This is a genomic window from Hyphobacterium sp. (assembly GCF_965228115.1).
GTDB lineage: Bacteria > Pseudomonadota > Alphaproteobacteria > Caulobacterales > Maricaulaceae > Hyphobacterium.
The window spans coordinates 928050-941518 of record NZ_OZ245794.1 but is presented as its reverse complement, the minus strand read 5'-3'; the positions used below and the strand labels follow the sequence as shown (position 1 = coordinate 941518).

Here is a 13469-nt window from a genome sequence, read left to right as displayed (position 1 = left end):
ATATGCTCAATCAACTTGCCCGGACGCTCGGGCTGACCACCAAAACATCGGCGGCCAAGCCACTGATCGCGCTGTCCTTTGGGTCGCGCGCTGCCTGGACACCACGCGACTATGCGGCGCTCTCCAAGGAAGGGTTTGCGCGCAATCCAATTGTGCATCGCTGTGTCCGATTGATCTCTGAAGCGGCCGCCTCGACGCCGTTGGCTGTGCAATCGGCGGGCGAGGGCGAACACCCGGTGGCGAGGCTTCTTGCTCAACCCAATCCGGATCAATCTGCTCAGGAGTTTTTCGAAACCCATTACGGCTTTTTGCAGATCGCCGGAAATGCCTATGCCGAAGTCGCCACGCTTGATGGTGCGCCACGCGAAGTGTTCACGCTGCGGCCCGACCGGATGCGTGTTCTACCCGGAAAGCGGGGCTGGCCGGATGGCTGGGAGTATTCCGCGAATGGACGCAAAGTGACGTTTGCGCGCGACCGTGCCAGCGGTCGCTCGCCCATCCTTCATATGCGTAGCTTTCATCCGACAGATGATCATTACGGGTTAAGTCCGCTGGAGGCGGCGGCTGCGTCCATCGATGTCCACAATTCAGGCGGCGCGTGGGCGAAAGCTCTGCTGGACAATGCAGCCCGGCCATCTGGTGCGCTGGTGTTTAATGCGGGCGAGGGCTCGAACCTGACCGATGATCAATTCGACCGTCTGAAAGCCGAGTTGATGGACGCCTATACCGGTCCTGCCAATGCAGGCCGGCCCATGTTGCTGGAGGGCGGTCTGGACTGGAAACCGATGGCGATGAGCCCTGCGGATATGGACTTCATTGAAGCCCGGCGAGAAGCCGCAAGGGAGATCGCGCAGGCCTTTGGCGTGCCGCCGATGTTGCTCGGTCTGCCGGGCGACAACACCTATGCAAATTACAAGGAGGCCAATCTGGCGTTCTGGCGGCAGACGGTGCTCCCGCTAGTTCGGAAATCGGCCCGGGCGTTCACCGGCTGGCTGTCGCCCTGGTTTGAAAACGAGTTCGAGATCGTGGCGGATACCAGCGCGCTTCCCGCCCTGGCCGGTGAACGCACTAGCGATTGGGCGCGGATCAGCGAGGCTGATTTTCTGACCGACGCCGAAAAGCGCCGCCTGCTCGGTCTGCCGGACGCGTCATGACAAATTGGCGGGTGGAGCGGACGGTCACGCTGGGTGTGGTCGTCGCGCTGGTGATGCAAACCGGAGGCGCGTTGATCTGGGCCGGTGCAGCCAGTGAAAGGCTGAACCGTTTGGAAGATGAAGCCGTGATCCATGAATCGGCATCTGAACGGCTGGCGCGGCTGGAAGTGCAGATCCTGCAGGCGCAGGAAACATTGATCCGCATCGAACGGCGTCTGGACGAACGCGAACACTAACGGAGAGCTTGATGACAGAAACCGGCGTAGTGGCTGAGCCGCTGCGGATAGAAGGTTATGCCAGCCTGTTTGGCCTGGCGGACCTCAACAAGGATATCGTCCGGCGCGGCGCATTTGCGCGTGGTCTGCAGCGTCGCGGCATCAAGGGCGTGCGAATGCTGTTTCAGCATGATGCCGGAGAGCCCGTTGGCGTCTGGGATGAAATCCGCGAGGACTCAGAGGGCCTGTTCGTCAGTGGCCGGGTTTTGATGGCCGGGCCGAGAGGCCGGGCGACGGCTGAGCTCATCCGTCAGGGCGCAGTAGATGGCTTGTCCATTGGCTTTCGGACCGAGCGGTTTGCCCCGCGCTCCGGCGGCGGGCGGGAGCTTCAACATATTGATCTTTGGGAAGTGTCGATCGTGACCTTCCCCATGTTGCCGCAAGCGCGATTGCGCGTCGCGGCGCCCGCGGCTGTGGCCGCATAACCATCGTCTCAACAAGAGGATTTACATGACGAAGGAAACCAAGATGGCGGCGCCGTCGGCGGAAACCCGCGCGGCGCTGAGCGAAGTGCTGTGCGCGTTTGAAGCGTTCAAGGATGCCAATGACCGGCGTCTCGACGAGATCGAGGCCAAATCCGCGGCTGATCCGTTACTGGATGATAAGGTCGCGCGCATTGATGCGGCGCTGAACAAGGCGCAGGACCGCCTCGACCGGCTGGCGTTGGATCAGTCCCGCCCGGGCCTGGAGGGCAAGGCTGCGAGTGAAACCAAGGCAGCCTGGGATGGCTATATGCGCACCGGCGAAACCGCCAGCCTGATCGAAGGCAAAGCGTTGTCGGTCGGCACCGGCTCTGATGGCGGCTATGTGGCTCCGGCAGAAACCGAGGCGCTGATTGATCGTCTGCTGACGACGGCTTCGCCCATCCGCGCGATTGCCAGCGTCAAACAGACCACGGCCAACACGTTCAAAAAACCGGTCAGCCTGGATGGCGCAGCAACAGGTTGGGTGTCGGAAACGGCGGCGCGTCCAGAAACCGACAGTCCGACGCTGGATCTGCTCGATTTCCCGACGGCGGAGCTTTACGCCATGCCGGCAGCGACAACCGCGCTCTTGGATGATGCGCTGGTCGATATCGATCAATGGCTGGCCGAAGAAGTGCAGGATGTGTTTGCCGCGCAGGAAAGCGATGCATTCATCAACGGCAATGGCACCAACAAGCCGCGCGGCTTCCTGAACTACACCAAGACGGCGGATGTGTCGGCGGTCTGGGGTGAGATTGGCTATGTTGCGACGGGCGTCGATGGTGATTTTGCCGCGAGCGATCCGGCGGATGATCTGATCGATCTCATCTATGCGCCCAAGCCGGGCTATCGCACCGAAGGCCGCTTTGTGATGAACCGCCGCACGGTGTCTGCTGTGCGAAAGTTCAAGGATTCCAATGGCGATTATATCTGGCAGCCTTCCCTGACCGAGGGCGGGCAGGCCACCCTGCTGGGCTATCCGGTGACGGAAGCCGAAGATATGCCGGACATTGGTTCGGATGCTTACGCGATTGCCTTTGGCGATTTCCGCCGTGGCTATCTGGTGGTCGATCGTCAGGGCGTGCAGGTGTTGCGCGATCCGTATTCCGTCAAGCCGTACGTCCTGTTCTACACAACCAAGCGTGTCGGCGGTGGGGTGCAGGATTTCAACGCGATCAAGCTGTTGAAGTTTGGGGTGAGCTAATCTGTGCTGCCTGGCTCCGGGGCGGGGTTCCGGCCTCGCTCCGGGCCGTGATATCGCATCCAAGTCTGATAGTACTCAAAGCGTTCGGTGATGATGAACTGAGGCAGAAACACATCATGCCAGTTTCGGCCGTGGTCACCCTTGAGCGCGCGTTTGGCTGACATCGAAGCGTACACGGCATTGCCGACAATCGCCCAAGTCAGAGCCGCTGTACCAAGCAGGAATGTGGCATTCATGTCGTTCAACACGCTTGCTAGCGCCTCTGGCGCTGAGCCATCGGAGCTCTGATAAGCCTCGAACACTATCCCGATGATAATGAGGCACAATATCGAAAAGGCTAAGAGAATGCGGGCGGCCAATTCCTTGGGATAGAGGCTAGGGAAATTCGCAACATCCTGTGGGCTTTGGAACCAGCGATTGGAGCGGGTGCCTCCGATTGCGGCGAAACCGGTAACGAGAAAGGCGACCGCTTGGACGAGTGTTGCGAGCCTCAAGGCCGCAGGGTTATCCAGATTATGGGCAACAATCGCGATGATGAGCGACGACAAAAGCAGAGGCAGGCAAACGATCACCGCAATCCGAACGGGATGCGTTCGGTAAGAATGATCAACTGTCATCCGGTTTCCGTTTCTTTCCGATGGCAATAAAGACCACGAGCACGATTGCCAGGGAAATACCGCCAGCGCCCAGATATCCGATCTGCGGAAAAAGCGAATAAACGAATACACCGATTGCGATCATTGCGATCAATATGAACGGGCCAAAAACCTCCCAAGAGATCGCGCTCAACAGATCACGACCGAAAGACTGTGGGCCTTTAGCTTCTCTGTCCGACTGACGCTCTTTTTCATCACCTGAAAGGGACACAATGACACTCCAACTCGTCACGCCGCCGGTGGTCGAGCCCGTTGCCCTGCCTGACGCCAAGGCGTTTTTGCGGGTCGGGACGGCTGCCGAAGACGATCTTATATTGCAGTTGATTGCCTCTACACGCCAGCGCGTTGAGGCAGAAATTGGTCGGGCGTTGATCTCGCGGACCTATCTTGAAGCGCTGGATCGCTGGGATGTGCCCGGCCGGATCGCGGCCAATGGCCAACAATTCCGGCTGCTAATGCCGCCGCTGGTTTCGGTTTCGTCTGTGACGGTTTTTGATGCCGACGGAACCGGCGAAGTCTGGAATGCGGCGAACTATTTCGTCGATACGCAGTCCGATCCGGGCCGCATTGTGCCCGTTTCTGGTGGGTTTCCGCGGCCCGGCCGGGAAGCAGCCGGCATCGAGATCGTTTTCGAGGCGGGATACGGCCCTGCGAGCGATGACGTGCCGGAGGCGTTGCGCGAAGCCGTGATGCGGCTGGCCGCCGATGCCTATCTCAACCGGGAAGGGCGAACGGAAAGACCGCTGCCGATGGCGGTTCAAAGCCTGCTCGCTCCGTTCAAACGGGTGCGGCTATGAGTGCGGAGGCGGTGTTTCAGGATGCGCTGCTCGCAAGGTTGGCAGAGCACCCGGAGGTGCAAACGGTTCTGGGCGATCCGCCCCGCATTCATGACGGAGCTCCGGAAGGAACAGCCTATCCCTATTTGACGGTCGGGCGGGGTGTCAGCGAGCTGCGCGACGCGGCAGATACCGATTTGATCGAACACCGGCTGACGCTGCATTTGTGGACAAGAGATATCGCCCGGCGAGACACAAAAGAGGCGTTGGGAACCATCCGCGCGGCGATCCATGAAAGCTCATTCGCGCTGGCTGCCGGGTTCTCGCTCATTTCCTGCCGGGTCGTCTATTCCGATGTTTTCCGGACTTCTGACAACCGGCTCGCGCATGGCGTGCTGCGGGTTCAGGCGCTCATTCAAAATACTGATGGAGTTAATTCATGACCGCTCAGCGCGGAAAAGACCTGTTGCTTAAAATCGGTGACGGCGGTTCGCCGGAAAGCTTTATCAGCGTGGCGGGCCTGCGGGCTCGCACCATTACGCTGAACGCCCGAACCATCGATGCCACCACATCCGACAGCCCGGACGGTTGGCGGGAATTGCTGGCGGGGGCCGGGTTGAAATCCTGTGCGGTTTCGGGTGCCGGGCTGTTTGTGGATGCGGCGGCTGATGAAGCCGTGCGGCAAGCCTTCTTCGATCAAAGCGCGCCGAACTGGCAGCTTGTGATCCCGGACTTCGGAACCATTGAGGGCGCCTTCCAGATTGCCGCGCTCGAGTATGCCGGGCGGCATGACGGGGAAGCGACCTATTCGCTATCGCTCGCCTCGGCCGGGGCGCTCTCTTTTGATGCCATCGCATGACCATGAACCGCGCGCGCGGTGAGGTGCCGCTGATCATTGATGGTGAAGAACGCACTTTGTGCCTGACGCTCGGTGCGTTGGCCGAGATCGAAACCGCGCTTGCCTGTTCAGGTTTTACCGAAATGGGCGAGCGCATGAAAAATCTGTCAGCGGGCGATCTCGTTCGGGTCGTTCAGGCGCTTCTGGCAGGCGGGGAGGGCGTGAAACTGGATCTGGCAACGGCGCGCATAGACCCGGCAGCAGCGGTGAAAGCCGTTGCGGATTGCTTTGATTGCGGATTGTGACGGGCTTGCCTTTTCGGGCCTGGCTGCGGCTGGCGGCGGAACGCTACGGGATCGCGCCACACCAATTCTGGGCCCTCTCGCTGATGGAATGGCTGGCGCTGACCCATTCGGAAAGCCCCCCGGCGTTGCAACGCAGCGCTCTATCAAATCTCCTGAAAGCCTATCCGGACAAGAAAAATGGACACTGATTTTGAAACAGAGCGCATCGAAGAAGAGGCTGTTCGGGCCGGCAACGCCCTTCTGCGCCTGGCCGAAGGTCCGGCGCAACAAGCAGCCGACGTTATGAGTGAAGCCTTTGATAGAGCGGGCAATCGCATTGAATCGGCCCTGAGCCGGGCTGCGCGGTCGGGCGAATTCAGCTTCAGCGCAATGGCGGACGCGATCCTGCGGGATCTTTCAAGGCTGGCAACAGAACGCTTTATCCAGGCACCGATCGATAGCCTGCTCGGCCAAATCGGAAGCCAGCTTCCTTTCCTGGGTGCACGTGCGGAAGGCGGGCCGGTTCAATCCGGCGGCGCCTATCTGGTCGGAGAGCGCGGGCCGGAATTGTTTGTTCCTGGCACCACGGGTCAGATTGGCACGACGAACCCGATCAATATTTCTATTCGGTTTGAGGGCAGCGCAAAGCCCTCCCAGTTGCGGCAAACGGAAACCCAAATCGCGACGGCGCTGGCTCGCGCGGTGCGGAAAGGGGCGGCCCGGTTATGACGTCGGTTTTCCACGATATTCAATTTCCGTTTTCTGTTGCGATGGGCGCGAGTGGCGGACCTGTCCGGCGCACGGAGATCGTCACATTGGCCTCCGGGAAGGAAGAGCGGAACACGCCATGGGCCCATTCCCGCCGCCGCTGGAATGCGTCTCCGGGTATTAAATCGTTGCACGATCTTCGCCTGCTGCAGGATTTCTTCGAGGCCAGGCGCGGTCAGCTGCATGGCTTCCGGTTTTGCGATCCTGTTGATAACGCCAGCGGCGATCCCGTGTCGCCCTCGGATCAGCCTCTTGGCGTTGGCGATGGCCAGGCTACGGACTTCCAACTCATCAAGCGCTATGCCGATCAGGCTGGCATCTATGAACGTCCGATCCAGAAGCCGGTTCCGGGCAGCGTACGCCTCGGCAGGAATGGTGAAGAAGTTGAAATAGGCATGGATGCGACCGTCGAGTTCGATACCGGCAAGGTCTGCTTTCTCAGCCCGCCGGATGCGGGCGATGTCCTGACGGCTGGATTCCGTTTCGACGTGCCCGTCAGATTCGATACCGACCGGCTGGACATATCGCTGGACGCTTTTAGAGCCGGCGAAATTTCGGATCTTCCCCTAATCGAAATTCTGGTTTGACCAATGTTATCTGTTCCAAATGAGCTCCAGGCGCGCCTTGATGGTGGTGTCACCACTTTGTGCTGGTGCTGGCGGGTGGAGAGACGCGATGGACAGGTGTTTGGATTTACGGATCACGATGGTGAGCTGGAGATAGATGGGCTGAGCTATGTAGCGGACTCCGGTCTAACTGGTTCCGAGCTTGATGTCCGCACAGGGCGCGAAAGCGCAACTGGCGAGGTTGCGGGCGTTTTCGATCATGATGCGATTACCGCTGCCGATTTGCGCAACGGCCTGTGGAATGGCGCCATGATCGAGGTCTTCAGGGTGGATTGGACGTCTCCTGCACTGAAGGTAAAAACCTGGATCGGTGAGTTCGGCAGCATTTCGCACGATGGCGTTTCCTATCGTGCCGAGCTTCACGGTTACAGCCGCCGGCTGGAACGCTCGATCGGGCGCATCTATTCGCGTCATTGTGATGCAAGTTTCGGCGATCCACGCTGCGGCCTGGATGCGTCATCAGCGGAATTCCATAGTTCTGGAACGGTCTCCGCCTTGTTGCCGTCGGGTTTCGCGGTTGATGGTTTGAACACTTACTCTGATGGCTGGTTTTCGAGCGGTTGGCTTGAATGGACCAGCGGCACATCAACGGGCCAGCGGAGCCGCGTCCGCCGTCATCATATCTCGGAAGGTCAGGTTGTTCTGACGCTTGATGCCGACCAGTCACTCGTCGAGGCCGGGGATACTTTTGATGTTGTTGCAGGATGCGACAAGCGGCATGCGACCTGTCGGGACAAGTTTTCCAACATACAGAATTTCCGCGGCTTTTCATTAATCCCCGGCTTGGACGCACTCGCGGCTTCTCCAGCTTCAGAACGAAGCCGGGACGGGGGATCACGTGGCACGCCAACATGATCCGTAGGGAAGCGCTTGCGCTTGCCCGCCAATGGATAGGAACACCCTTTCATCCACAGGCCAGCCGGCACGGCGTGGGCTGCGACTGCGCCGGACTGGTTCGAGGTGTCTGGCGAGAACTCTACGGCACAGAGCCCGAAGGACTGCCGGTATCGCCCTGGCCAGAACACCCCGCCAACAATCATCTGACGGCAACTCTCGACTATTGGATGACCGAGACATCAAAACCGGTTCCGGGCGATGTCATGACATTCAGATGGCGACACAATGACCCTGCGGGTCATTGCGGCATTCTTGCCCCGCATCAGCGGCTGATTCACACCTATTGGCGCCGCGCAGTCAGCGAAACCGCGATCACAGCATGGTGGTCGCGCCGCGAATGCCGCGCTTACTCTTTTCCAGACAGGTAGCTTTATGGGACAACTCGTTTTCGGGACGCTGGGCAAATCCGTTGGCCAGGCCCTTTTGCCAAACGGTCTTTCGGCATTTGGGCCAAATGTGTCGGGCCAGACACTGGGTGGATTGGCGGGGGCCGCACTTGGCAGTGTTTTGGACAGCGCGCTGTTCAGACCGGGACATATTGACGGCCCCCGGCTGGACGCCTTGCCGGTGCAGGGGTCAACAGAAGGGGCTCCCATCCCCTTGATCTATGGCCGAGGCCGTTTGGCCGGGCAGGTGATCTGGGCTTCCCGATATACCGAGCACCGGTCAAGCACGGGTGGCGGCAAAGGCGGACCCCGCGTTTCGAACTACAAATATTCGATTAGTTTTGCCGTCGGCATTTGCGAAGGCGAAATTGACGGAATTGGCCGGATCTGGGCGAATGGAGAGTTGCTCGACCCGAAGGGTGTTCACTTCCGGCTTTACCGAGGCGAGGAAACGCAAGCGCTCGACCCGCTGATCGAAACGATCGAGGGGTCTGACAATTGTCCTGCATTCCGCGGTCTGGCCTATATCGTTTTCGAAGACATGGGATTAGACAATTTTGGCAATCGTGTTCCCAACCTGTCTTTTGAAGTCTTTCGAAGCCCGCAAGACACGTCGGGCCCGGATCGGCTGGAAAACAAAATTCGGGGCGTAGACCTCATCCCGGCTTCCGGTGAGTTTGCTTATTCAACAACACCGATCAATGAAGTGCTGGGTCCCGGCCGGCAGCGGGCCATCAACATAAACAATGCTCGCGGCGCGTCTGACTTTGAAGTGGCCATTGATGATCTGGAAAGGTCTTTGCCGAATTGCAAATCCGTGCTCATTGTATCGGCCTGGTTTGGGAATGACCTCAGATGCGGTGACTGCGAAATTTGGCCTGGCACCGAAGCGCGGGACAAGGTGACAACGCCGCACACCTGGTCTGTCGCGGGCGAGGACCGATCGACGGCCTACTTAATCTCACAAATCGATGGCCAGCCCATTTATGGCGGAACGCCGTCCGACCGATCACTGATCGAAGCCATTCGGGATCTCAAGTCACGCGGGTTCTCGGTTTCACTCTACCCCTTCATCCTGATGGACATCCCGGCAGGAAATTCTCGTCCTGATCCTTACGGCGCTAGCGAACAAGCCGCTTTCCCCTGGCGCGGACGCATCACCTGTTTCCCTGCAGCGGGCGAACCGGGGACAGTGGATGGCAGTCAGGCTGCTGCAACGCAGGTTGACGATTTTTTTGGCACAGCGAGCGCTTCCGACTTTGTCGTCGATCATGAAAGCGTTGCTTATGCGGGACCTGAAGACTGGCGTTTCCGCCGCTTCATCCTGCACCATGCCGCTATCGCGGCAGCTGCAGGCGGTGTGGACGCCTTCCTTATTGGCACCGAAATGCGTGGGCTCACTACAATCCGTGGCGATGGCGAAAGTTTTCCGGCCGTTGATCAATTCTGCGATCTCGCGAATGAAGTACGTCTCCTCGTCGGCCCGGACACAAAACTTTCCTATGCGGCCGATTGGTCCGAATATTTTGGATTCCAGCCTGCCGATGGCAGCGGAAATGTTTATTTTCACCTCGACGCTTTATGGGCTGATCCCAACATTGATGCGGTCGCTATCGATTGGTACGCCCCGCTCTCCGACTGGCGCGAAGGCGATGATCATCTCGATGCCGCCAGCATTCAGACCCTGCATGATCTGTCCTATCTGTCCGGCAATGTGGAGGGCGGGGAAGGGTATGACTGGTATTATGCCAATGATTCCGATCGTTTGAGTCAGGTGCGCACGCCAATCAGCGATAGCGGATATCAGAAACACTGGGTCTATCGCTACAAAGATATCCGGAACTGGTGGTCTAATCCTCACTTTGACCGCCGTGCCGGTTTAGAGCTGACCACTGCTTCGCCATGGATTCCAGAGTCCAAACCTGTCTGGTTCACCGAAGTCGGTTGCCCGGCAATCGACAAGGGTAGCAATCAACCCAATGTTTTTGTTGACCCAAAAAGTTCGGAGAGCTTCATGCCCTATTTCTCCGGGGGCTCTCGAGACGATTTGATTCAACGGCGGTATATAGAAGCGCAACTTGAATACTGGGCGGTCGAGTCCGGCAATAATCCGGTTTCCTCTGTGTATGGCGGGTCGATGATTGACCCTGACTACATTCATGTATGGACGTGGGACGCCCGGCCCTTTCCAGATTTTCCGGTCCGGTCCGGCGCCTGGTCAGATGCCGATAACTGGCGGCTGGGTCATTGGTTGAATGGCCGCATGGGAATATCGCCGCTCGAAATTATTGTTCGCGATATTGCGGAACGAGTGGGCCTCGTAATCGACACATCTGGGATCGCCGGGATGGTATCCGGCTATGTAATTGACCGGCCCATGTCGGCACGTGATGCGCTGTCGCCGCTGATGGCTGCCTTCGGATTTTCGCTTGTCGACCGCGCTGCTGGTGCCGTTGCGCTTCAGCCTGGACGGGCTATTCCGCAAGTTATCGATGCCGAAAATCTCACGATTTCGGATGAGGCGGGCTCGTATGTCATGACTGAAGCTGACCCGAGCGAACTGCCGCGCGATGTTCGGGTTTTCTATCAAAGAGATAGTGCGGACTATCGTGTTTCCAGCCTGTATGCTCGAAAGGAAACTGGCGATCTGGAGGCTGTCGTCGATATCCAGCTGCCTCTGCTGGCAGATGAAAGCACTGCGTCAGCTTGGGCAAATGACTTTCTGCGAAACGCCCATGCGTCAACGCCCCAAATTCGCTTTACGCTTGCCCCATCCCTGATTTCAATTGAAGCAGGCGACTGTGTGCAATTCGACGATCATCGAATGATGATCAATAGCAGAACCGGACAAGACGTCGCCGAATTGAACGCTGCACCGTTTGGGGAGCTCAGCTATTATCTCTCCGGGAGTACGCCAGATGATGCGGGTGGCGTTTTGGGTCCGGTTACAGAGCCCGACCTCATTCTGATCGATATGCCATTGCAGCCGAATGAAACGGTCGACCGCGATGGGCCGCTCGCGGCGGTCTTCGCGGATCCCTGGCCCGGCGACATCTCTGTTTTTGCAGGTGAGACCCCCTCCAGCTTCATCGATCGCCGAACCGCCACGCAGCCGGCCATTATTGGAATGACCGCGACCGATCTGGAACAAGTTCAGCCGGGGAGGTGGCACCGCAATAACTTTGTTGATGTAATTCTGGAAGATGAATCGCTCACGACGAGACCCCCGCGCGAAGTATTGGACGGTGCTAACCGGGTTGCTGTTGAAGGATCGGGAGGCTGGTTCACGCTCCAATTTGAACGCGCTGAATTGTTGGCGCCCCGGGCCTATCGGCTTTCAGGCTTACTAACGGACGATGCAATTCAACTCGGCCAAGCCTTGGCCCCATGCCGCTGCGTCATCCTGGATTTTGCCGTTGGCCCCCTGCCATTGGCTCCGTACGAACACTCAGCAGAGCTCCTCTTCGGTGCCGGTCCCGCGGGGCAACCACCCACTGATGCAGCAGACACCTTTGTTTACCAGCGCAGGGATCTTGAACCTCTCGCGCCCGTTCACCTCAAGGCACGACATAAAACTGCTGATTGGCAATTTTCGTGGATCCGGCGAAGTCGAATTGGCGGAGATGACTGGGAATCTGCAGACGTCCTTCTCGACGAGAATGAGGAAAAGTATCTCCTAGGGTTTTACCTGGACGGCGTCCTTATAGAGGCGCGTGAAACCGAAACGCCGTCGCTTGAAATGAGTATCGATGAGTTTGAAGCGATTATGGGATCGGCACCTCTGACTTTCGAAATGAAAGTGCAACAAATCTCGCAGCGTACCGGGCCCGGAAAGCTAGCGAGTCTCACCGTTTCAGCGGGTTGAACTTGCCTTTGGACATGGATTGCGGCAGCTGTGTCGCTGATGAGCGATCCCTACCAAATCCTTGGCGTATCCCGAACAGCAACGCAGGATGAAATCCGCGCGGCCTATCGCAAGCTTGCCAAGAAATGGCACCCGGACGCCAATCCCGATAACGCGGCCGCAGAGAATAATTTCAAGAAAGCGAGTGCTGCGTTTCGTCTTCTGTCAAATCCGGATCTGCGGTCTCGTTTCGATCGCGGCGAAATTGACGCCAATGGCGATGACATTGCGCCACATTCTCATTTCCGAGAGACAGGGCGCGGCCGGCCGCATGGCGAGTTCTCCGATATTTTCTCCGATCTGTTCAGCGATTTTGGTGCCGCTTCCCCGCCACAGCGCGGTGCCGACATTACTGCAACGCTTGATCTCGAATTCGCCGAGGCCGCCAGGGGCGGCAGCCGCAGGGTTCAACTGCCTGGGGGACGCAAGGTCGACGTTAAGATTCCGGCAGGTGTCGAAGCCGGAAAAACGCTGCGGCTGGCTGGGCAGGGGCAGGCGGGTCAACGCGGTGCCCGCGCTGGTGACCTTCTGATCTCTATCAAAGTAAAGCCACATCGCTGGTTCAGCCGGGATGGCGACACAGTTCGACTCGACTTGCCAATTAGCATCAAGGAAGCCGTTACGGGCGCTAAAGTCCGCGTCCCTACACTGGCGGGCGCAGTCGATCTGAAAATTCCGCCAAACTCGACCTCTGGAACGCTTCTGCGGATCAAGGGTCGGGGAATCGCCCGGAAAAATCATGCGCCGGGCGACCAAATTGTCCGTTTGATGGTCGATGTCCCGACAGATACAGGCTTAACCGATCTCTTGCGCGGCTGGACTCCCCCATCAGAATACAAGCCTCGCAAAAACATAAAAATCTGATTATCTGTTCATTCAGCGGGTGTTCAGTGACGCGAGGGCAATTTGCCGCCCATGAACAGACGACAAGTCATAACTGCAGGGCTCGGGGCTCTGGCATTGTTTGCGGCGGGCGCTCCAGTGGCTCAGGCGCAAGATATGCAGAACAGATATACGGCACCTCAGGCGCGCGATGCCCGGGATGCCGGTGATGTCCTGCCAGCGCTTCGGGTCATTTCGATCGTGCGCAACCGTTATCCGGGTGCCGATGTGTTAGATGCCCGCCTACAGCGCGGGTCTTCACCCCAATATGTTGTGACGATTCTTACTCGTGAAGGGCGCCGCGTTGATGTGATCGTCGACGCCCGCTCCGGGCGTATCCTTGGTGAGAGATAGG

18 protein-coding genes are annotated in these 13469 nt (G+C 58.5%); 16 read left to right on the top strand and 2 right to left on the bottom strand.

Annotated elements, in window-relative coordinates; translation table 11 throughout:
- The first annotated feature begins 2 nt into the window (after positions 1-2).
- Genes ACO079_RS05150 through ACO079_RS05135 form a run of 4 tightly spaced genes read left to right on the top strand, consistent with a single transcriptional unit; the run spans position 3 to position 3097 of the window.
- Positions 3-1154, top strand: coding sequence for a phage portal protein (locus ACO079_RS05150; RefSeq protein ID WP_421792265.1), 1152 nt, complete (start codon positions 3-5; stop codon positions 1152-1154).
- Positions 1151-1390 carry a hypothetical protein gene (locus ACO079_RS05145; RefSeq protein ID WP_421792264.1) on the top strand — a complete coding sequence of 80 codons (240 nt, stop codon included), beginning with the start codon at positions 1151-1153 and terminating at the stop codon, positions 1388-1390. Before ACO079_RS05150 ends, ACO079_RS05145 begins: the two co-directional genes overlap by 4 nt.
- 11 nt (positions 1391-1401) lie before the next feature.
- The gene (locus ACO079_RS05140) at positions 1402-1854 is read left to right on the top strand and encodes an HK97 family phage prohead protease (protein WP_421792263.1); all 453 of its coding nucleotides are present in this window, start codon (positions 1402-1404) and stop codon (positions 1852-1854) included.
- Between the two features lie 25 nt (positions 1855-1879).
- On the top strand, positions 1880-3097 hold the full coding sequence (locus ACO079_RS05135) for a phage major capsid protein (RefSeq protein WP_421792262.1): 1218 nt from the start codon (positions 1880-1882) through the stop codon (positions 3095-3097).
- On the opposite strand, the gene ACO079_RS05130 is transcribed toward ACO079_RS05135, so the two are convergent.
- Positions 3094-3714 carry a hypothetical protein gene (locus tag ACO079_RS05130; protein WP_421792261.1) on the bottom strand — a complete coding sequence of 207 codons (621 nt, stop codon included), beginning with the start codon at positions 3712-3714 and terminating at the stop codon, positions 3094-3096. The two genes, ACO079_RS05135 and ACO079_RS05130, sit on opposite strands and share 4 nt — an antisense overlap.
- The gene (locus ACO079_RS05125; protein ID WP_421792260.1) at positions 3704-3886 is read right to left on the bottom strand and encodes a hypothetical protein; all 183 of its coding nucleotides are present in this window, start codon (positions 3884-3886) and stop codon (positions 3704-3706) included. The genes ACO079_RS05130 and ACO079_RS05125 overlap by 11 nt, the downstream gene beginning before the upstream one ends.
- A gap of 79 nt (positions 3887-3965) precedes the next feature.
- Between ACO079_RS05125 and ACO079_RS05120 the strand changes: the two genes are divergently transcribed.
- The 12 genes from ACO079_RS05120 (at position 3966) to ACO079_RS05065 (ending at position 13468) form a co-directional block, all read left to right on the top strand.
- Positions 3966-4550, top strand: a complete 585-nt coding sequence (locus tag ACO079_RS05120) for a head-tail connector protein (protein ID WP_421792259.1) — start codon at positions 3966-3968, stop codon at positions 4548-4550.
- Complete coding sequence (locus ACO079_RS05115; protein WP_421792258.1) at positions 4547-4972, top strand: DUF3168 domain-containing protein; 426 nt, start codon at positions 4547-4549, stop codon at positions 4970-4972. The genes ACO079_RS05120 and ACO079_RS05115 overlap by 4 nt, the downstream gene beginning before the upstream one ends.
- Entirely contained in the window at positions 4969-5388 is a 420-nt protein-coding gene (locus ACO079_RS05110) for a phage major tail protein, TP901-1 family (RefSeq protein WP_421792257.1), read from the top strand. Before ACO079_RS05115 ends, ACO079_RS05110 begins: the two co-directional genes overlap by 4 nt.
- On the top strand, positions 5385-5672 hold the full coding sequence (locus tag ACO079_RS05105; RefSeq protein ID WP_421792256.1) for a GTA-gp10 family protein: 288 nt from the start codon (positions 5385-5387) through the stop codon (positions 5670-5672). The genes ACO079_RS05110 and ACO079_RS05105 overlap by 4 nt, the downstream gene beginning before the upstream one ends.
- Positions 5669-5860 (top strand): phage tail assembly chaperone, encoded by a 192-nt coding sequence (locus tag ACO079_RS05100; RefSeq protein ID WP_421792916.1) that lies wholly within the window; start codon positions 5669-5671, stop codon positions 5858-5860. The genes ACO079_RS05105 and ACO079_RS05100 overlap by 4 nt, the downstream gene beginning before the upstream one ends.
- On the top strand, positions 5850-6380 hold the full coding sequence (locus ACO079_RS05095) for a phage tail tape measure C-terminal domain-containing protein (RefSeq protein WP_421792255.1): 531 nt from the start codon (positions 5850-5852) through the stop codon (positions 6378-6380). Before ACO079_RS05100 ends, ACO079_RS05095 begins: the two co-directional genes overlap by 11 nt.
- The gene (locus tag ACO079_RS05090; protein ID WP_421792253.1) at positions 6377-7006 is read left to right on the top strand and encodes a phage distal tail protein, Rcc01695 family; all 630 of its coding nucleotides are present in this window, start codon (positions 6377-6379) and stop codon (positions 7004-7006) included. Before ACO079_RS05095 ends, ACO079_RS05090 begins: the two co-directional genes overlap by 4 nt.
- A gap of 3 nt (positions 7007-7009) precedes the next feature.
- A complete protein-coding gene (locus tag ACO079_RS05085; RefSeq protein WP_421792252.1) occupies positions 7010-7900 on the top strand; it encodes a DUF2163 domain-containing protein in 891 nt (296 codons plus the stop codon).
- Positions 7897-8310, top strand: coding sequence for a peptidase P60 (locus tag ACO079_RS05080; RefSeq protein WP_421792251.1), 414 nt, complete (start codon positions 7897-7899; stop codon positions 8308-8310). The genes ACO079_RS05085 and ACO079_RS05080 overlap by 4 nt, the downstream gene beginning before the upstream one ends.
- 4 nt (positions 8311-8314) lie before the next feature.
- Complete coding sequence (locus tag ACO079_RS05075) at positions 8315-12193, top strand: baseplate multidomain protein megatron (protein WP_421792250.1); 3879 nt, start codon at positions 8315-8317, stop codon at positions 12191-12193.
- 39 nt (positions 12194-12232) lie between these two features.
- Positions 12233-13096, top strand: a complete 864-nt coding sequence (locus ACO079_RS05070; protein WP_421792249.1) for a DnaJ C-terminal domain-containing protein — start codon at positions 12233-12235, stop codon at positions 13094-13096.
- Positions 13097-13231: 135 nt separating this feature from the next.
- A complete protein-coding gene (locus ACO079_RS05065; protein WP_421792248.1) occupies positions 13232-13468 on the top strand; it encodes a PepSY domain-containing protein in 237 nt (78 codons plus the stop codon).
- The last annotated feature ends 1 nt before the right edge of the window (position 13469 follow it).